At 69.8% G+C, this 19,042-nt stretch carries 18 protein-coding genes; 8 read left to right on the top strand and 10 right to left on the bottom strand.

Annotated features, from left to right (window positions below; all coding sequences use genetic code 11):
- Window positions 1-8: 8 nt before the first annotated feature.
- Window positions 9-323, bottom strand: a complete 315-nt coding sequence (locus VGN45_RS12065) for a metalloregulator ArsR/SmtB family transcription factor (RefSeq protein WP_327462776.1) — start codon at window positions 321-323, stop codon at window positions 9-11.
- A gap of 114 nt (window positions 324-437) precedes the next feature.
- Between VGN45_RS12065 and VGN45_RS12070 the strand changes: the two genes are divergently transcribed.
- Window positions 438-1,196: an SDR family oxidoreductase gene (locus tag VGN45_RS12070; protein ID WP_327462778.1), complete on the top strand. Its 759-nt coding sequence runs from the start codon at window positions 438-440 to the stop codon at window positions 1,194-1,196.
- On the opposite strand, the gene VGN45_RS12075 is transcribed toward VGN45_RS12070, so the two are convergent.
- From VGN45_RS12075 to VGN45_RS12085, 3 genes are all read right to left on the bottom strand, one after another.
- Window positions 1,193-1,504 (bottom strand): hypothetical protein, encoded by a 312-nt coding sequence (locus VGN45_RS12075; protein WP_327462780.1) that lies wholly within the window; start codon window positions 1,502-1,504, stop codon window positions 1,193-1,195. The two genes, VGN45_RS12070 and VGN45_RS12075, sit on opposite strands and share 4 nt — an antisense overlap.
- Before the next feature lie 69 nt (window positions 1,505-1,573).
- Window positions 1,574-2,752, bottom strand: coding sequence for a Fic family protein (locus VGN45_RS12080; RefSeq protein WP_327462782.1), 1,179 nt, complete (start codon window positions 2,750-2,752; stop codon window positions 1,574-1,576).
- Window positions 2,753-2,825: 73 nt separating this feature from the next.
- Window positions 2,826-4,040, bottom strand: a complete 1,215-nt coding sequence (locus VGN45_RS12085; RefSeq protein WP_327462784.1) for an NADP-dependent isocitrate dehydrogenase — start codon at window positions 4,038-4,040, stop codon at window positions 2,826-2,828.
- A 159-nt stretch (window positions 4,041-4,199) separates the two neighbouring features.
- Between VGN45_RS12085 and VGN45_RS12090 the strand changes: the two genes are divergently transcribed.
- Window positions 4,200-4,727 (top strand): hypothetical protein, encoded by a 528-nt coding sequence (locus VGN45_RS12090; protein ID WP_327462786.1) that lies wholly within the window; start codon window positions 4,200-4,202, stop codon window positions 4,725-4,727.
- 3 nt (window positions 4,728-4,730) lie between these two features.
- On the opposite strand, the gene VGN45_RS12095 is transcribed toward VGN45_RS12090, so the two are convergent.
- Window positions 4,731-4,856 (bottom strand): hypothetical protein, encoded by a 126-nt coding sequence (locus VGN45_RS12095; protein WP_327462788.1) that lies wholly within the window; start codon window positions 4,854-4,856, stop codon window positions 4,731-4,733.
- Window positions 4,857-5,176: 320 nt separating this feature from the next.
- Here VGN45_RS12095 and VGN45_RS12100 point away from each other — a divergent pair, with 320 nt between their 5' ends.
- From VGN45_RS12100 to VGN45_RS12115, 4 genes are all read left to right on the top strand, one after another.
- A complete protein-coding gene (locus VGN45_RS12100) occupies window positions 5,177-5,389 on the top strand; it encodes a DUF2945 domain-containing protein (protein WP_327462790.1) in 213 nt (70 codons plus the stop codon).
- 25 nt (window positions 5,390-5,414) lie between these two features.
- Window positions 5,415-6,473, top strand: coding sequence for a DUF1176 domain-containing protein (locus tag VGN45_RS12105; RefSeq protein WP_327462792.1), 1,059 nt, complete (start codon window positions 5,415-5,417; stop codon window positions 6,471-6,473).
- Complete coding sequence (locus tag VGN45_RS12110) at window positions 6,470-7,375, top strand: NAD(P)/FAD-dependent oxidoreductase (RefSeq protein WP_327462794.1); 906 nt, start codon at window positions 6,470-6,472, stop codon at window positions 7,373-7,375. The genes VGN45_RS12105 and VGN45_RS12110 overlap by 4 nt, the downstream gene beginning before the upstream one ends.
- Before the next feature lie 397 nt (window positions 7,376-7,772).
- Complete coding sequence (locus tag VGN45_RS12115; RefSeq protein WP_327462796.1) at window positions 7,773-8,690, top strand: LysR substrate-binding domain-containing protein; 918 nt, start codon at window positions 7,773-7,775, stop codon at window positions 8,688-8,690.
- On the opposite strand, the gene VGN45_RS12120 is transcribed toward VGN45_RS12115, so the two are convergent.
- Together VGN45_RS12120 and VGN45_RS12125 are read right to left on the bottom strand one after the other, a co-directional pair.
- Window positions 8,626-9,696 carry a serine hydrolase domain-containing protein gene (locus VGN45_RS12120; RefSeq protein WP_327462798.1) on the bottom strand — a complete coding sequence of 357 codons (1,071 nt, stop codon included), beginning with the start codon at window positions 9,694-9,696 and terminating at the stop codon, window positions 8,626-8,628. The genes VGN45_RS12115 and VGN45_RS12120 overlap by 65 nt on opposite strands.
- A gap of 57 nt (window positions 9,697-9,753) precedes the next feature.
- The gene (locus VGN45_RS12125; RefSeq protein WP_327462800.1) at window positions 9,754-11,556 is read right to left on the bottom strand and encodes a DUF885 domain-containing protein; all 1,803 of its coding nucleotides are present in this window, start codon (window positions 11,554-11,556) and stop codon (window positions 9,754-9,756) included.
- A 142-nt stretch (window positions 11,557-11,698) separates the two neighbouring features.
- Here VGN45_RS12125 and VGN45_RS12130 point away from each other — a divergent pair, with 142 nt between their 5' ends.
- Both VGN45_RS12130 and VGN45_RS12135 read left to right on the top strand, forming a co-directional pair.
- On the top strand, window positions 11,699-12,304 hold the full coding sequence (locus tag VGN45_RS12130; protein WP_327462802.1) for a DUF2939 domain-containing protein: 606 nt from the start codon (window positions 11,699-11,701) through the stop codon (window positions 12,302-12,304).
- A gap of 66 nt (window positions 12,305-12,370) precedes the next feature.
- Window positions 12,371-12,916, top strand: coding sequence for a DUF2939 domain-containing protein (locus VGN45_RS12135; RefSeq protein ID WP_327462804.1), 546 nt, complete (start codon window positions 12,371-12,373; stop codon window positions 12,914-12,916).
- A gap of 4 nt (window positions 12,917-12,920) precedes the next feature.
- On the opposite strand, the gene alaS is transcribed toward VGN45_RS12135, so the two are convergent.
- The 3 genes from alaS to VGN45_RS12150 form a co-directional block, all read right to left on the bottom strand.
- Window positions 12,921-15,569 carry an alanine--tRNA ligase gene (alaS, locus tag VGN45_RS12140; RefSeq protein WP_327462806.1) on the bottom strand — a complete coding sequence of 883 codons (2,649 nt, stop codon included), beginning with the start codon at window positions 15,567-15,569 and terminating at the stop codon, window positions 12,921-12,923.
- 355 nt (window positions 15,570-15,924) lie between these two features.
- Window positions 15,925-17,004 carry a recombinase RecA gene (recA, locus tag VGN45_RS12145; protein ID WP_327462808.1) on the bottom strand — a complete coding sequence of 360 codons (1,080 nt, stop codon included), beginning with the start codon at window positions 17,002-17,004 and terminating at the stop codon, window positions 15,925-15,927.
- A 151-nt stretch (window positions 17,005-17,155) separates the two neighbouring features.
- Window positions 17,156-19,027, bottom strand: coding sequence for a M20/M25/M40 family metallo-hydrolase (locus tag VGN45_RS12150; protein ID WP_327462810.1), 1,872 nt, complete (start codon window positions 19,025-19,027; stop codon window positions 17,156-17,158).
- Window positions 19,028-19,042 lie beyond the last annotated feature (15 nt).

Below are 19,042 nucleotides of genomic sequence, written 5' to 3' on the forward strand. Positions count from 1 at the left end.
GCCGCGGTTCAGTCGAACGTGACCGCCGGCGCCGTGAGCGCCAGGTTCAACAGGCCGGGAAACCGCGCCTCCAGCGCCTCGGCGCGAACGCGGCTGATGACCGACTTTCCCCGACGTTCCGATCGGATCAGCCCGGCGTCACGCAGAATGCGGGTGTGCACCGACAGGGTCGACCGAGGCATCACGGCGCAGACCTCCCCGCAGGCCAGGCCGTCCCCGCGGGCGATGCGGCGGAAGATGGTGAGGCGCGCCGGGTCGCCCAGGGCATGAAAGATCCGCTCCAGGCTCAGGGCGTCGTCCGGTGGATGCGACAGCGGCTGCATGGGGAACAATGTGCGGTACGAATGAGGTCATTTCAATATTCCCACATTCTTGAAATGACGGATTGATGCCCCACCTGTCCGTTCGGCCGGGTTTTCCGGCGACGGAGATCGACGATGAGCGTGCTGAAAGACAAGATCGCCCTGGTGACCGGGGCGTCGCGCGGGATCGGGCGGGCGACCGCCCTGCGCCTGGCCGCCGATGGGGCGGTGGTGGCGGTTCACTATGGGCGGAGCGGAAACGAGGCCGAGGCCGTCGTGGCCCGGATCGAGGCGGCGGGCGGGCGAGCCTTCGCCGTTCAAGGCGACCTGAGCGCCGTCGCGGGCGTCGACGCCCTGTTCGACCAGTTGGACGCCGGCTTGGCGGCGCGCGGCCTGTCCGGGCTGGACGTGCTGGTCAACAACGCCGGCGTGGCGGCCTTCGAGCCCGTGGCCGACACCCGCGAGGAGACGCTGAACGCCCTGTTCGACGTGAACGTGAAGGGCCTGTTCCTGACGACCCAGCGCGCCCTGACTCGACTGCGGGAAGGCGGGCGGATCATCAATCTGTCGTCGGTCGTGGCGCGCGCGTCCTTCGACGGCATCGCCGCCTATGCCGCGACCAAGGGCGCGGTGAACACGCTGACGACTCATCTGGCGGCCGAGCTGGGCGCGCGCGGCATCACCGTCAACGCCGTGGCGCCGGGCGCCATCGACACGGACATGAGCGCTTGGGTGCGCGAGGACCATGGCCGGGACGCCGTCCACGCCATGCAAGCCATCAAGCGCGTCGGCCAGCCCGACGACGTCGCCGCCGTCGTCGCCTTCCTGGCCCGTCCCGACGCCGGTTGGGTGACGGGTCAGATCATCGAGGCCGGCGGAGGCGCCAAGCTCTAATCGTTGCGCCGCCGATCGTCGCGGTCACGGCGGCGGCGGTCGGGACGGCCGTCGCAGTCCCGGTCTCGCGGGGCGCAGGTCACCACGATCACCGGCGGCGCATAATTCCAGTCGCCGGGACAGGTCTTCTGCGCCGCGCCATAGGGGAGGCCGGGCGGCGGAGCCCAGTAGCAGTTGCGGTTCTCCCACTCCAGGTCGGCCGCGGCCTGATCCAGCCCCAGGGCGATGGCGTTCCACACCTCCGGATCGGTGGTGCAGGCGGTGAGGCCCAGCGAGGCGACGGCGAGAACGAGGGCGGTGCGGCGCATGTGAAGATCCTCCCGCCGCCACCTTGGCCGGGCAGGAGGACTTCGTCGTCCCACCAAAGCTGACGGCGGTCAGATGTCGCGGAACAGACCGACGTAGCCGTCATAGAGGAACCAACGATTTCGCACGTTGCCCGTCACCTCACGCAGGATGCCGAGGTTCACCATGTCGGCGACGACCTCGTTGGCGTTGGGATAGCTAACCTTCAGCAATCCGGCCGCAGTGTTCACGTCAAGGTATGGATCACGGTACAGACGTTCCAGCAGCACGATGGCCTTGCCTGCACGTGCGCCCATGTTCTGCACGATTGCATCGCGATGATCCTCTCGCAGAAGCAGGATCGCTTTCGCCATCCGAGCCGCGTCCAGAGCCGCCTCCGCCACGCATTCCAGGAAAAAGACCAGCCATTCTTCCCACTGGCCCGCATCTCGAACCGCTTGCAGTCGGTCGTAATATTCCTGACGTCGCTTCTTCAGCGTCAGCGACACATAGAGGACTGGCTTCGACAACACCTCTCTTTCGCAGAGCAAGAAGCTGATCAGAAGACGTCCCAGCCGCCCGTTGCCGTCCACGAACGGATGGATCGTCTCGAACTGAGCATGTGCCAGCCCTATGCGGATCAGCAGAGGAAGGTCGGAGGGGCCATGCAGGAATTCCTCCAACTGCCCGATCTGCTCAGGCACGGTCTCCGGCGGGGGCGGTACGAAGATCGCATCGGCGAGGGTCGCGCCCTGAGCCCCGATCCAGTTCTGCGTCGTTCGAAACAGCCCGGGGGTCGCATGACCGCCGCGAACGTCATGCATCAGAATCTCGTGGATCTCTCGCAAAAGCCTCCCGGACAGCGGCAGTTGCGACAGCCGTGAGATGCCGTAGTTCAGGGCGGCGGTGTAGTTGATGACCTCATTGACGTCGCCCATCGGTCGGTCGCCCGACAGCCGGGCCTCGGCGGCCACGAGGTCGTCCAAGGAAGCTTGGGTTCCCTCGATCTGACTGGACAGGACCGCTTCGCGTCGCACGTACATCGCGGTGAACAGGTCAGGGTGAGGCAAAGTCTCGACCGCGCCGTCCAAACGTCCCAAGACAATGTCTGCCCGGCTGAGTGCAGCCGTCACCGGTCCGGCGAGATTCAGGCCTACCGGCGGCAGCGCCTCCGGAATGAAGGCGCGATGGCCGGCAAGCTGACGCACATAGCGCCCTGCTCGCTCAGACGGCTTGTTCGTCGAAAGGGAAATAACGATCGCTCCCGGCATCCATATTAAACGATTTAGATAATATGGATGCCGGAAAATCGGCTTATCATCAAGTTCGATAATATGGCGCTGACTACGCCGCCATCTCCACCGTCAGGTTCTCGGCGACCTTGTCGAGGAAGCCTTCGGTGGTCAGCCAGCTCTGCTGGTCGCCGACCAGGAGGGCCAGGTCCTTGGTCATGTGGCCGGCCTCGACGGTGTCGACGACCACGCGTTCCAGCGTCTCGGCGAAGGTGATCAGTTCCTGGTTGCCGTCCAGCTTGCCGCGGTGCTTGAAGCCGCGGGTCCAGGCGTAGATCGAGGCGATCGAGTTGGTGGACGTGGCCTCGCCCTTCTGGTGCTGGCGGTAGTGGCGGGTCACGGTGCCGTGGGCGGCCTCCGACTCCAGGATCTTGCCGTCCGGCGTCATCAACACCGAGGTCATCAGGCCCAGCGAGCCGAAGCCCTGGGCCACCACGTCGGATTGCACGTCGCCGTCGTAGTTCTTGCAGGCCCAGACGAAGCCGCCCGACCACTTGATGGCCGCGGCGACCATGTCGTCGATCAGGCGGTGCTCATAGGTCAGGCCCTTGGCCTTGAACTGATCGGCGAACTCCGCATCGAACACCTGCTGGAAGATGTCCTTGAAGCGCCCGTCGTAGGCTTTCAGGATCGTGTTCTTGGTCGACAGATAGACCGGGTAGTTGCGGTTCAGGCCATAGGCGAAGCTGGCGCGGGCGAACTCGGTGATCGAGTCGTCCAGGTTGTACATGCCCATGGCCACGCCGGCGCCCGGCGACTTGTAGACCTCGTGCTCGATCACCTGGCCGTCGTCGCCGACGAACTTCATCGTCAGGGTGCCGGCGCCCGGCATCAGGAAGTCGGTGGCCTTGTACTGGTCGCCGAAGGCGTGACGGCCGACGACGATCGGCTGGGTCCAACCCGGCACCAGGCGCGGCACGTTCGAGCAGATGATCGGCTCGCGGAAGACCACGCCGCCCAGGATGTTGCGAATGGTGCCGTTGGGCGACTTCCACATCTTCTTCAGGCCGAATTCCTTCACCCGCGCCTCGTCGGGGGTGATGGTGGCGCATTTCACGCCGACGCCGTGGCGCTTGATCGCCTCGGCCGCGTCGATCGTCACCTGGTCGTCGGTGGCGTCGCGGTGCTCCATGCCCAGGTCGTAGTAGTCCAGCTCCAGATCCAGGAACGGGAAGACCAGCTTGTCCTTGATCATCTGCCAGATGATGCGGGTCATCTCGTCGCCGTCGATGTCGACGATGGGGTTCTGGACCTTGATCCTGGCCATGTGTGTGGCGCCTTTCTGCGAGGAACGGGAATGGCGGCGGTATAGCGGCTTGGCAGGGCTCGGCAACTGCGTAGACCCGATCCGAGAGGCTTGAGAAGTGCCCAATTGTGTGACTTTGTGTGCTCCGTCGCCTCTTGGAGGCTATCGGGGCGGAAGACTATGGCAAAGGGCGCGATCCACTACGTGAAGCACCTTAGCGAAATTCAAGACCATCTCACGGTCGATAATGTGGAGCTGTCGAACCTCGCGAAGGTGGCTCCCAACACGATCTCGTCGTTGCGGCGCAGGAAGCCCGCCAAGAAGATCACTCGCAACAAGGTGAAGTTGGCGTTGGAAGCCCGCTGTCGCGAGGTCCACTCGACCGAACTTGAAGCAGAGTTGGCCAAGATCGAAAGCCGTGCGGGTCACAAGCTGTCGCTTGAGGACGTCTTTCAAAGCGCAGAGTGGCACTGCGTCGATCTGCCTGGCTTTCTGAAGGCCAACGGACTGGATTGGGCGATCTTCGAGACCGGCGGCTCGAGTTTGAACTCCAAGCAGATCGGCCAGCTCAAGGGCGGGGCTTATTTCACGCCCTACATCCGTGATCGCATCTCGGCATGCTTGGCGACCAAGACCGACGTTCCGGCCAGCCTATTCGAGCGCCAGCAGAACGACGACGTGATCGCGGCGGTCATCGACGAAACCTGATGCCTAGTCGGGCTTGCGGTGACGACGCGCCTTGAGGTGAAAGTCGGCGACCGCGACGATCGTGTGCAGAGCGGCGGCGGCTGCGGTGACGATCGCGCAGCCAGCCATGATCATCGAGAGCTCCAGCATGATTGCCTCCTATCGATGACTGGAGTGTAGTCGCACCGCCTGTGGATGACCAGCGCAATTATCCAAATAAACTCATTAAAAACAGGTATCTAACAGGCCAATAAGGTGGGGATAAGATGCCGCTTATTTTCTTTTCGGCGTCTGACCGCCCTAGCCCGTTCCATTGGGTGATCCCGCGCGATGTGCTCGCCCTTCGCGCTTGGTTCTCGGCTTTTGGTCACCTTTGTGTCCGATCCCGGCCAAAGCGAGGCGCCGCCGTTGCTGGACGCGGAACTGATGGCGCGGCTGCTCGCTGAGCATGAAGCCAGGGAGACCGCGCGATGACCGAGAAGACCTTCAGGGCCGGAGACGCGGTGAAGTGGGACCACAGCCAGGGCACGACCACGGGCAAGGTGGTGCGCAAGCTGACGGCGCCGACCACGATCAAAGGCCACAAGGTCGCGGCGTCGACGGAGAATCCGGAGTATCTTGTCGAAAGCGGCAGGACCGGCGCCCGCGCCGCGCATCGGCCGCAGGAACTGCGCAAGGCCTGACCGGCCGCGACCTGATGGGAGCCCGATGATCCGCACCACCACCGCCGCGCTGATGGCCGGCGCTGCGCTCGCCGCCTGCAGCCCTCCGGCCCAGCCGTCCGAGAAGGCCGATCCCGCCTCCCCCGCGACCCCGGCGACCGCACCCGCCCCGGATCCGGCGGCGACCGCAGCGGCCGGCGCGGCGCCGGCCGTGCGGACCTTCCGGGACTGGATCGCGGTCTGCGACAACGCGAACCGCTGCGTCGCCCTGACCGGCGGAGGTCCGGGCGACGCCTGGCTGAGGGTCGAGATGGAGGCGGGGCCGGACGCGCGGCCCGTCGTGACCTTCGGCGCCGAGGATTTCCGCAGCGGAGAGCGCGCGGCGGCGCCCGCCCTGGCCGTCGACGGCCGGGGCACGGCGGCGGACGCGACGGCCGTCGGGGCGCTGGGCCAAGGTCGGCGCGCGACCGTGACCGCCTTCGACCGCGAGCGGCCCGTCTCGCTGAGCGGCGCGGCGGCGGCCTTTCTCTGGATCGACGAGCGGCAGGGGCGGCTGGAGACGCCGACCGCCTTGATCCGGCGCGGCGACCGACCCGTCGGCGTCGTGCCCGAAGGCCCCGCCCGCCCGCGCGTGACGGCCCTGCGCGTGCCCGGCGGCGGCGCGGGCGAGGAGCGCGCCCTGCCCCCCGCACTGGAGGCCCTGCCCGCCGTTCAGGAGTGCCGCGTCGACGTGCCGGACGGCAAGGCTCGGACCTGGCGCATCGGCATGGACGCCCTGCTGTGGGAGGTGCCGTGTTACCGGGGCGCGTACAACGCGGGGGCCCGGCTGTTCATCGCGGGGCCGGACGGCGCGGGTGCGCGCACCCTGGGACTGCCCACCGCGACCGGCGAGCCGACGCAGTTCACGGTCAACGGCGACTTCGACCCGGAGACCGGCCTGCTGACCAGCTTCGACAAGGGGCGGGGCCTGGGCGACTGCGGCCATGCGCGGACCTGGGTCTGGACCGGGCGCGGCTTCGTGCTGACGCGCGAGGCGGGGATGGAGGACTGTCGCGGCCTGACCGCCGAGGACTGGCCGGTCCTGTATGAGGCGACGGTGGAGTGAGCCGCGTCGACGTCCTGGTGATCGGGGCGGGCCCCGGCGGACTGACGGCCGCGACCTATCTGTCGCGGTTCCGGCGTTCGGTTCTGGTGGCCGACGGGGGCAAACCACGCGCCTGCTGGATCCCCGTCAGCCACAACATGCCGGGCTTCCCGCAAGGCATCACCGGCGAAGACATCCTGAAGCGGATGACCGACCAGGCCGAAGAATACGGCGCGGTCGTGGAGGCCGGGCGCGTTGAGGCGCTGGAAGCGGAAGCGGACGGGCTCGTCGCGCGCCTGAACGGCCGCGAGGTCCGGGCGCGCGCCGTGGTGCTGGCCACGGGGGTCGCCGATCGGAAGCCGCCGATCCCCGGCGTGGACGACGCCATCGAGCGGTCTCTGGTCCGCATCTGTCCGATCTGCGACGGCTATGAAGCGACCGGCAAGGCCGTGGCGGTGATCGGCGACGACGCCATGGGCCTGCGCGAGGCGGCCTTCTTGCGGACCTATTCGGACAGGGTGACGCTGATCCACGTCGGCGAGGGCCCGCCGCCGCTCCCGGAGGAGGCCGAACGGCTGGGCGTCGAGATGCTGGTCGGGCCGGTGGAGGCCCTGCGTCTGCGAGAGGACCGGGCGACGTGCCTGACGTGGAGCGGGGCGGAACGGTCGTTCGATCACGTCTATTCCGCGCTGGGCACGACGCCCGCCGTCGACCTGGCCGTGCGATTGGGCGCACGACGGGCCGACGACGGGAGGCTGGCGGTGGACGATCACCAGGCCACCAGCGTGCCGGGGCTGTGGGCGGTCGGCGACGTGGTCCGAGGGCTGAACCAGATCGCCGTGGCCACGGCCGAGGCCGCCGTGGCCGCCACCGCCGCGCACAACCACCTGCGCCGTGCCGAGGGGAGGGTGGTGCGGGACTAGGTGTTCCTTCTCCCCCTGCGGGTGGAGGGCGACGCCCGACGGGTGGCTCGCGAAGCGGGACGGATGAGGGGCTTCCCGGACCCCTCCCACCATCCATCGACGCGGAGCTTGCTGACCTGAAGTCTCAGAGACCCCTCATCCGACCCGGCTGCGCCGGGCCACCCGTCGGGCGTCGCCCTCCACCCGCAAGGGGAGAAGGGCGACGCAACAGACGCCGCGTGCGCGAGCGGCGCCAGTCGGCCAGGGCGCCGATCCAGCCCCACGCGGGCTCCTTATGCGAGCGGTGCATCTCTTCCATCGCGACCTCCTTTGACCGGCGAGCTTCGATGCCGATAGAGTGGGCGAAGGAGTCGATCCCGACAAACGGGACTCTCCGAGATCGAAACAAGGTCCGCTTATGCCTGATCCGCTCGCGTCCATCCCGCTGGCTTCGCTGCGCGTGTTCGAGGCGGCTGCGCGGCTGAACAGCTTCACCCGCGCGGCGCAGGAGCTGGGCATGACCCAGGCCGCCGTCAGCTGGCAGATCAAGGCGCTGGAGGGCCGGCTGAACCAGAGCCTGTTCCACCGCCTGCCGCGCGAGGTCCGCCCCACCGAGGCTGGCGAGCGCCTGTCGCGTGCGGCGACGGAGGCGATGACCCTGCTGCGCCGCGCCGTCATGGACCTGACCGAGGCGGACGTCGGCATCCTGTCGATCACCACCCTGGCGACGCTGGCGACGCAATGGCTGGCCCCGCGGCTGGGCGGGTTCCAGCTGGCGCATCCGGAGCTGGCCGTGCGGCTGGACACCGCGCCGCACGTCGTCGACCTGGGCCGCGAGGGGTTCGACGTCGGCATCCGCTCGGGCTCCGGCGACTGGCCGGGGGTGGAGGCGGTCAAGGTGATGCCCAGCGTCTTCACGCCGCTGTGCAGCCCCAGATTGGTCCAGCGCCTCGGCATCCGCGAGCCGCGCGATCTGTTGAACGCGCCGCGCATCGGACTGGAGAAGGAATGGGCGGTCTGGCTGGGCGCCGCCGGCGTGCCGGCCGACGGCCAGACTCCCTCGCGCCTGCGCGCCGACTATCAGGCGCTGGAAGTGGCCGCCGCCCTGGGCGATCAGGGCGTGGCGCTGGCCAACCCGATCCTGTTCACGCGCGAGATCGAGGCGGGGCTGCTGGTCCAGCCCTTCGATCTGGCCGTCGAGCTGGTGCCGGGCTGGGCCTACTGGCTGTGCTGGCCGCAGGGGCGACGTCGGGTGGGCAAGATCGCCCGGTTCAGGGATTGGCTGGTCGCCGAAGCCGAGGCCGATCCCGCCGTCCGCGCCGCCCGGGCCGGCTGACGCCCGCGCCGGGCAGGCCCAGCAGGTGCGACAGGAAGTCGACGTCCGACCATTCCGGTCCGCGTCCCATCAGCGCCGCCCCGACGCCGTCCGCCTGTCGGACGACGACCAGCTCCCGCTCCGGGATCAGGTACAGACGCTGATTGCCCGCGCCGGCCGCCATGCGCACGTCCAGTCCGCCCAGCCGCTGGAACTCGCCCGGGTCGATCCCCGCGTTGGGGCCCGGCGGGATCAGGCCGGCGCGCAGCAGCCACCAGGTGATCCCGTATCCAGGGTTGACGGGCGACGACTGGAAGTTCGCCGCCAGCGCCGTTGGATCGACCAGCCCGCGCCCGCCGTCGGCGACCCCCTGGCCGAACCGGCTCCAGGCGGTCGCGGTCAATTGCGCGCCCGACGGCAGATTGGGCTGGCCCGACTGCCGCCGCCAGCTGCCCACCTCCATGCCCATGGGCCGGAACAGCCGCCGCGTCATGAAGGCGAGCACATCGCCCTCGTCCCCGGCGGCGACCAGCTTGCGCCGCACGATCTCGCCGAATGCCTGGAACGGCGCGGGTCCATAGCGGAAGACGCCGGCGGCCCCGGCGGCCGGCTGGGCCACCGCCTCGGCATAGGGCGACGGCCGGCCGATCCGCCCACCGCCGACCCCCGACGACAGCTGCAGCAGGGTGCGGATCGTGGCTTCGGCCTTCACCGGCTGGTCGCGCCACTCCGTCAAAGTGTCGGCGCAGCGCTCGTCGAGGTTCAGCAGGCCGTCCTGAACCAGGGCGGCGGCCAGGACGCCGCAGAAGCTCTTGGTCCCGCTGGCCAGCTCATAGGGTCGCTCAGGGCCCTTGGGGTGGTCGCGGAACACCTCGCGCCCGCGTTCCAGAACCAGCAGGGACACGCCGTTCGCCTCGGCCGAGTACCGGGCGGCGGCGGCGAAACGGTCCTGGCTCCGCGCCACGGCCGGGGTGGCGAAGGCGGCGGTCAGGCCAAGGGCGAAGGCGCGACGGTCGATGCGGGGCATGGGGCGTCTCCTCGTTCGCCCCTTCCACGGCCAGGATCGACGCCTTCCGTCGCGGCGTCACACGTATTTGGCGCGCACCCGCTGCTGCAGGACCGACAGCGGCACGATCCCTTCCAGCAGGACGGCGTCGTGGAACCGCTTCACGTCGAAATCGCCCTTGGCCTCGATCTCCTGGCGCAGGCCCTCGATCACGGTCTGGCCCAGCTTGTAGGAGCAGGCCTGACCCAGGGTGACGATGTAGCGGTCGATCTCCTTCTCGGCCGATTCCGGCGGCTCGCCGCATTCGGCGACCATCCAGGCGATGGCCTGATCCCGCGTCCACCTCTTGTGGTGCAGGCCGGTGTCGACGACCAGACGCACGGCGCGGAACAGATAGGACTGCAGATAGCCGACGCGGCCGACCAGATCCTCGCCGTAGACGCCCAGATCGTCTGCGGCCACGCGCTCCGCATAGAGGGCCCAGCCCTCGGTGTAGGCCGAGTTGGACGCCAGGCGACGATACAACGGCAGCTCGCCGGCTTCCTGAGACAGGGCGATCTGGAAGTGATGGCCGGGGCTGGCCTCGTGATAGGTCAGGGTCGGCAGCGACCACTTCGGCCAGTTCGCCGTGTTGGACAGATTGATGTAGTAGGCGCCCGGCCGCGTCCCATCCAGCGACGCCCGCTGATAATAGCCGCCGGGCGCGCCCAGCTCGATCGCCGGCGGCACGCGGCGGATCTCGACCTTGGACTTCGGCAGGACGTTGAACACCCGCGGCAGCAGCGGCTCCAGCTCGGCCATCTGGACGTTCAGCGACTCCAGCAGCTGGGCCTTGCCCTCGTCGGTGTTGGGCCAGAGATATTGCGGGTCCTCGTTCAGCACGCGGATGCGGTCGCCGACCGTGCCCTCGATCATGCCCATGCGGCGGAACAGGCCGTCCATCTCGGCCTGGATGGAAGCGACCTGCTCCAGACCGATCTGGTGGATCTGGTCGGCGGTGTAGTCGGTGGTGGTGTAGCCGCGAAGCGCCAGGGCATAGGTCTCGGCGCCGGCCGGCAGCTTCCACGCGCCGGCGTCGTCGACGGCGGACGGGCGCTGGGCCTCGAACACCGCGATCTGTCGGGCCAGCGCCGGCTTGACCTCGTCGTCCACGGCGACGACGGCGCGGATCACCCAGTCGCCGACCAGCCCCCGGTCCGCCGTCTTGTTCGCCAGGGCCTGGATCATGGCCCAGTCGCCCGTGGGCATGTCGCGCAGCGTCTTCAGCTGGGTCAGGGTCTTGTCCATCAGGAAGGCGGGCAGGACGACGCCCTTGCCGCCGATTTCCACGATCCGCTCGTTCTCCTGATCCAGCTGGACGGCGAAGGCGCGGCAGCGCGAGACGAAGGCCTCGGCGTCCTCGGCCGTCTCGATCCGGTGCTGGTTGGCCATGAAGTCCGGCAGGTTGAAGTAGGCGCCCCAACGCTGGGTCACGACATAGGGGCTGGAGCCGCCGCCGTGCGGCAGGTCGGCGCCCATGGCCGCCCCCTCGGCCGAGAAGCGGAAGATGGCCAGGGTCACCTGCGACGTCTCCGACAGGGTCGCGGGATCGAAGGTCTGAAGTTCCGCCCACCGCGCCCTGGCCCGCGCCGCGTTCTCGGCCTGGGCGGCCAGAGACACGTCGGCCAGCTTGCCGGCCAGATGGGCCCGCTCGCCCCGGTCGACGCCCAGGCTGGTCGCCACAGTCGGGTTGCGGTCGATGTCCTCGTTCATCCAGCGGGTCAGCAGGGCGTCCAGCCGGGCGTCCTCGGACGTGAAGGTTCGGGGGGCGGCGACGGCCGGAACCGACAGGGCGGCGCCCGCAGCGGCGGCGCTGAGCATCAGGTGGCGACGATTGAGCATGGAATCCTCCCGAACACGTGGTCGGGCGGCAATGGGGCATGGCACGCGAAACCGCGCAAGCGTTCGCCCGTCGCGCGCCCGCGATTGAGCGGGAACCCCGGCCGTGCCAGCCTGTTGGAAGAACGCCGCGTGGGGAGAGGGCATGATCCGCATTCTGGGCAATCTGGTCGGCCTGATCGTCGCCGTGGCGGTGATCGGCTTCTTCGCCGCGCCCTACGTCGGCTTCTTCGGCGTGCGCGCCGCGGCCGACGCGGGGGATCAGGCGGGGCTGGAGAAGCTGATCGACTATGCCGCCGTGCGCCGGTCGCTGGGTCAGCAGCTGGACGGACGCGCAGAGGCGACCGCGCCTGCCCCGGGCTTCCTGGAGGATCCGATCGGCGCCGTGGTGCGCGGGCTGGAGCGGCCCGGACCGGATCGTCAGGCTCAGGTGGACGCCTATCTGACGCCCGTCGCCCTGGCCGGTCTGACGCGGGGCGAGGGCCGGTTCGCGGCGCAGCGCTCGTCCAGCCCGGCGCCGGCCGAAGCGCCCGAGGGCGGACCTTGGCCCACGCCACGCCACTGGGGCGTCGACCGCGCGCGCATGACGGTGGAGGACGAGGGCGGATCGCAGACGACGTTCACCTTCGAACGGCGCGGGATCTATGAATGGAAGCTGGTCCACGTCGGCCTGCCCGCGGGCGCGACGACCGCGCCGGCGCCGGTTCCCCGCGCAGGCGACGACATGGGCCGGAAACGGGTGGCCGGCTGACGCTGACGGTGGCGCGGCGGGGAAGAACCGGTCTAGGCTGAGCCGTCGCAGCGTGGAGTGAGCCCCTTGAACCGCAAGCTGATCACCGGTCTGGCCGTCGTCGCCGGCGTGGCCTTCCTGGGCTGGTTCGCGGCGACGCCCTGGCTGGCCGCCAAGGCGCTGGGCGAGGCGGCGGAGCGGGGCGACGCGCGGGCGCTGGAGCGGCTGGTGGACTTCCCGGCCCTGCGCGACAGCATGAAGACCGAGTTCAACGAACGCCTGGTCGGCGAGATGCGAGCGCGCGGCGAAGACGATCCGCTGGGCGGCCTGGGTGCCTTTCTGGGCCCGGCGATCATCTCCGGCGCCGTCGATGCCCTGGTCACGCCGCAGGCCGTCTCGACGATGGTCCGGTCGGGCAAGACCCCGAAGGCGGGAGAGACCCGGCCGGCCGCCGACGACCGGCCCGAGCCGAAGCGGAGCCTGGGCTATCGCGACCCCAACACCTTCGCCATCCGCTTCGAGGACGCCGAGCGCGACGACCGCTCCGTCACCCTGCTGATGAAGCGCCGCGGCCTGTTCGGCTGGAAACTGGCGGCGATCGACCTGCCGGAGACCGCGCCGCCCGCCGCCTGAGGCGTCAGCCCTTCAGCGCCTCCCGCACGGCTTGAAGGCCGGCCTCGGCCTTTGATCCGTCCGGTGCCCCGCCTTGCGCGAAGTCCGGCTTGCCGCCCGCGCCCTGGCCGCCCATGGCGATCACCGCCGCGCGCGCCAGGTCGGCGGCGTTCACCCGGCCGGCCATGTCGGAGGTGGCCGCGACGGTGACCGCCGCCTTGCCGTCGGTGACGCCGATCAGGGCGACGACGCCGGAGCCGACCTGTTTGCGGAAGTCCTCGGCCACGCCGCGCAGGCCCTTGCCGTCCACGCCGTCCAGCACGCGCGCGATCAGCTTGACGCCGCCGATCTCTTCCGGCGCCGACGAGGCGCCGGAGCCGCCGCCCAGGGCCAGCTGCTTCTTCAGTTCGGCGACCTGCTTCTCCAGCGCGCGGACCGAGGCGGACAGGGTCTCGACGCGGCCCGGCACGTCGGCGGGCTGGACCTTGAAGTCGCGGGCCAGATTGCGGGCGACCCTGGCCTGGCCCTCAACGTACAGGCGCGCGGCCTCGCCCGTGAGGGCCTCGATGCGGCGCACGCCGGCGGCCACGCCGCCTTCGGACACGATCTTGAACAGGGCGATGTCGCCGGTGCGGGCCACGTGGGTGCCGCCGCACAGTTCGACCGAATAGGGCTTGTTGTCCGTCGTCAGCGAGCGGCCCAGCGTCAGGACGCGGACCTCGTCGCCGTACTTCTCGCCGAACAGGGCGATGGCGCCGGCCTCGATGGCCGCCTGCGGGGCCATCAGCTTCGTCTCGGCCGGGACGTTCTGGCGGATCACGGCGTTGACCTCGGCCTCGATCGCTTCCAGCTCGGCCTCGGTCACGGGAGCGCCGTGGCTGAAGTCGAAACGGGCGCGCTCGGCGTCGACCAGCTGGCCCTTCTGCGCGACCGCGGCGCCCAGGACGTTCTTCAGCGCCGTGTGCAGCAGGTGGGCGGCGGAGTGGTTGGCGCGCGTGGTGCGGCGCTTCTCGGCGTCGACCAGCTGGGCCACGCGGGCGCCCGTGGCCAGCGTGCCGGACGTGATCTCGGCCGACAGGACGTGCAGGTCGCCGGCGTGCTTCTTGACGTCGATGACCTCGGCGGAGCCGCCGGGCCATTCCAGCGTGCCGTGATCGCCCGCCTGGCCGCCGCTTTCGGCGTAGAAGGGGGTGGTGTCGAACAGCACCTCGACGATGTCGCCGGCGCCGGCCGCGTCCACCGCTGCGCCGTCCTTCATCAGGACCAGCACCTCGCCCGAGCCGTCGACGGCGTCGTAGCCGGTGAAGACGGTCGGGCCCAGGCGGTCGCGGATCGACAGCCATTCGCCGGCGTTGGCGGTCTGTCCCGAGCCCTTCCAGTGCTCGCGCGAGCGCGCTCGCTGTTGCGCCATGGCGTCCTGGAAGCCCGCGTCGTCGACGCCGAAGCCCCGGCGGCGCGCCTCGTCCTGGGTCAGGTCCAGCGGGAAGCCGTAGGTGTCGTACAGGGTGAAGGCGGTCTGGCCGTCCAGCATGTCGCCCGACTTGAAGGACGAGGTCGCCTGGTCGAACAGGCTCATGCCCTTGGACAGGGTGGTGCGGAAGCGGACCTCCTCCTGCTTCAGCGTGTCCTCGACGAAGGCCTGGGCGCGCTTCAGCTCGGGATAGGCCTCGCCCATCTCCGCGACCAGCGTCGGCACGAGGCGGTGCATCAGGGGGTCGGAGGCGCCCAGCAGGTGGGCGTGGCGCATGGCGCGGCGCATGATCCGGCGCAGCACGTAGCCGCGGCCCTCGTTCGAGGGCGTGACGCCGTCGGCGATCAGGAAGGACGAGCTGCGCAGATGGTCGGCGATGACGCGGTGGGACGCCGCCATGTCGCCGTTCGGATCGGTCGAGGTGGCGTCGGCGGAGGCGTGGATCAGGGTCTGGAACAGGTCGGTGTCGAAGACCGAGTTCTTGCCCTGGAGCACGCTGGCGATGCGTTCGAGGCCCATGCCGGTGTCGACGCTGGGCTTCGGAAGGTTGCGGACGATCTCGTCGTTCTCCTTCTCGAACTGCATGAAGACGTTGTTCCAGATCTCCACATATCGGTCGCCGTCCTCGTCCGGGCTGCCGGGAGGGCCGCCGGGGACGTGGTCGCCGTAGTCCCAGAAGATCTCGGTGCACGGACCGCAGGGGCCGTTGTCGCCCATGGCCCAGAAGTTGTCGGAGCCGGCGATGCGGATGATCTTGTCGTCCGAGAAGCCGGTGACCTTCTTCCAGATCGCGGCCGCCTCGTCGTCGTCGATGTAGACGGTGACCAGCAGGCGTTTGGGGTCGAGGCCGAAGTCCTTCGTCACCAGCGACCAGGCGCGGTCGATGGCGTGCTCCTTGAAGTAGTCGCCGAAGCTGAAGTTGCCCAGCATCTCGAAGAAGGTCAGGTGGCGCGCGGTGTAGCCGACGTTGTCCAGGTCGTTGTGCTTGCCGCCGGCGCGGACGCATTTCTGGGAGCTGACGGCGCGCGGGACCGGCGGGGTGGCCGCGCCGGTGAACCAGTCCTTGAACGGCACCATGCCGGCGTTGACGAACAGCAGGGTCGGATCGTTCTGCGGCACGAGCGGCGCGGAGTGGATCTTCCGGTGACCGTCGGCCTCGAAGAAGTCGAGGAAGGTCGAACGGATCTGCTTCAGGCTGGCCATGGGTTCGGTCGCGGTCGGGAGCGGCTGGGAGGATCGGGCTGCATATAGGGTTTTGGGCGGCGACGCATCACCTTGCCGCATGAGCGGCGGCCGCAGGGAACGAGAAGGCCGCCTGACCGGCGAGGGTCAGGCGGCCGGTCTCCGGCCCGGCCCCACGGGGTCGGTGGCGGGTCGCGGGGACCCGGCCGGAGAGGCGAAATGTGCACTCTGAAAAAACAGGGTGCACATAGTGCACATTCAGGGCCGTCCAGGGTGTGTCGGTCGAGACCGAGACGCCCCCTCCACCCCCCGCGCAGTCGCGCGGGGGGTCCCCCTCCCCATCGGCGACGCCGACGGGGAGGAGACGTCGGAGGCGTCAGCCTTCGAGGTCCTGGCCCTCGTCGGGTTCGGGGGCGCCCATCAGGTCGTCGGCGATCTTGCTGGTCGACTGGCGCACGGCCTTTTCGATGGCGTCCGCCACGTCGGGATTGGCCTTGAGGAAGTCGCGCACGTTCTCGCGGCCCTGGCCGATGCGGGTGGAGTCGTAGCTGAACCAGCTGCCCGACTTCTCGATGATGCCGGCCTTCACGCCCAGATCGATGATCTCGCCGATCTTGGAGATGCCCTCGCCGTACATGATGTCGAAGATGACCTCGCGGAACGGCGGGGCGACCTTGTTCTTGACCACCTTCACCCGGGTGGTGTTGCCCACCACCTCGTCGCGGTTCTTGATCGCGCCGGTGCGGCGGATGTCGAGGCGCACCGAGGCGTAGAACTTCAGCGCATTGCCGCCCGTGGTCGTTTCGGGCGAGCCGTACATCACGCCGATCTTGTGCCGGATCTGGTTGATGAACAGGACGATGCAGTTCGACTTGTTGATCGAGCCGGTCAGCTTGCGCAGGGCTTGGGACATCAGACGCGCCTGAAGGCCCGGCAGGCTGTCGCCCATCTCGCCCTCGATCTCGGCCTTGGGCGTGAGCGCCGCGACGGAATCGACCACCACGATGTCCACCGCGCCGGAGCGCACCAGGGTGTCGACGATCTCCAGCGCCTGCTCGCCGTTGTCCGGCTGGGACACCAGAAGGTCGTCCAGGTTCACGCCCAGCTTGCCCGCGTAGGACGGGTCCAGCGCGTGCTCGGCGTCGACGAAGGCGGCGACGCCGCCCGCCTTCTGAATCTCGGCCACGGTGTGCAGGGCCAGGGTGGTCTTGCCCGAGGATTCCGGACCGAACACCTCGATCACCCGCCCCTTGGGCAGGCCGCCGATGCCCAGCGCCATGTCCAGGCCCAGCGAACCGGTCGAGATGCTCTCGATCTCGGCCACCACGCCCGCCTTGCCCAGCTTCATCACCGAGCCCTTGCCGAAGGCGCGGTCGATCTGGGCGATCGCCGCCTCCAGAGCCCGCGCCTTGTCGCCGTCTTCCTTGCCCACCAGTTTCAAAGCCGCCTGTGCCATCGCCTTCGTCTCCCTTGCCATGATTCCCATCTGGTTCCGGGAGAGACCCGCCATGGACCCGCCCCCTTCGTGAGAGGGACTATGTGCACGGTTTGTTCCGGTTGCCAATATGTTCTTTTCGGCAGACGGAACGCTGCGACCGTTTCTGTCGTCAGCCGATCCGTTCCGCCTGCGCCTGCGCCGGGCGAGCCTGGGTTCCCCAGAAGGAGAAGACGGCGCCGGTCAGCAGGACCGCGGCGGCCAGGACCGTCAGGACGCGGGCGGCCTGGGGCGCCAGGGGACGGAGGGCCATGAGGGCGATCAGGGCGAGACCCGCCAGGACGCCGGGCAGGTCCATGCCGATGCCCAGGAAGACGGGATGGGCCATGGCCAGGGCCCAGCCGGCGGTCAAGGCGCCGAGGACGGCGATCACCGGCGCGCCCGCCACGCGGTCGAGGCCCGGATCGAGGCGGGCGACGACGGCGGCGGCCAAGGCGACGATCAGCGTCGGCCAGGCGAACAGGAAGGCGGTGGCCGGGGCGGCGATCTGGGCGATCACGGCCAGCAGCCAGCCGAGACCCAGCAGGCCCAGCCAGGCGGGCCAGGCGCCGCGCGGTCCGGCGACGAAGCTGAGGCCCAGGCCGAGAGCGGCGGCGCCCAGCAGGATCGGGTTCGGCCCCTCCCCCACCAGCCCCGGCAAGGTCAGCAGGACCACGAGGCCGGCCATGATCCGCCGGTCCAGCGCCATGCGTCCGCCCAGCGCCAGAAGGGCGACGGCCAGGACGGCCAGGGCGGCCCCCGCCTCCAGCCACGGCAGGCGGGCCAGAAGGGCGTAGTAGGTCTCGGCGTCCTCGGCGCGGGCTGCGGAGGGCCCGCCCAGCGCGCGCACGGCGTGGGCGGCGACGACGGCGACCGACAGGAACCACAGACCGTCCAGGACGCCGCGCCCGACCTCGCCGGGACGGGGCTGCTCACGCCGGCCCAGGGCGACGACGACGAAGCCGATCAGCAGGGCGGCCAGCCCCAGCACGATCCAGCCGGCCGCGGGCGTGGTGACGATCACGACGCGGCCGAAGACGTCGGCCCAGACGGCCGTCCCGCCCGCGCGCGGCAGGGTCTCGGCCGAGGCCAGGAGCGTCGCCGTCTCCAGCGTCTGGGAGCCGATGTGCTGCAGGCTGCCGCGATCCAGGTTCGCGGGTGTGGACAGGGGGGTGTGGTACTGCTCGGGCCGGCCGATGAAGGCGAGGTTGACCCCCTGGACCCCGCGATCGCGCGGCACGGTGAAGTCCGAGCCGTTGGGCATCAGCTCGTAGACGAAGGCGGCCAGGGCGTTGGTGGCGCCGCCGCCGTCGGCGCGGGCCGCCGCGCGGGCGAACAGGGCCACGGTCTCGGCGTTCCCCTTGCCCGTCTCGAACATCATGGCCCGGCCGCCGCCGCCCCGCGCCTCCAGATTGATCACGGCGCCGATGCGGTCGCGCAGGGGATGGTCGCCGAAGAAGGCGCGGGCGCCGTCGAGGTTCAGCTCCTCCGCATCGGTGATCAGCACGACGACGTCGCGGTCGCGCGGGCCGCGGGCACGCAGCGCACGCACGGTCTCCAGGATGGCGGCGACGCCCGCCGCGTCGTCGGCCGCGCCGGGAGACTGGGCCACGCTGTCGTGGTGGGCCATCAGCAGGACGGCGGGCAGATCCGGGCGCGTGCCGGGCAGGACGCCGATCAGATTGGTCAGGCCCAGCCCGGTCGCGTCGACGTCCCACCGCTCCAGCCGGCGCACGGCGGCGGGCGAGAGCACGCCCGGCTGCGTCGTGGGCGCCAGGCCCAGCGCGGTCATGCGGGCCAGCAGATGGTCCACGACCCGGGCATGGGCGGGGGAACCGACGGGATGGGGCTCGGCGGCGATGATCCGCACGTCGGCCATGGCGCGTTCGGCGGAGAAGGCGCCCGCGGGGGCGTCGGCGCCGCGCGGGGCTGGGGCCAGGTTGGCGAAGACCGCCAGCGCCAGGGCGACGCCCAGGGCGACCGGCAACCAGATCCATCGCGGCATGGGCCCCTCCCCTGT

It is taken from the genome of Brevundimonas sp. (assembly GCF_035999125.1).
Classification (GTDB): domain Bacteria; phylum Pseudomonadota; class Alphaproteobacteria; order Caulobacterales; family Caulobacteraceae; genus Brevundimonas.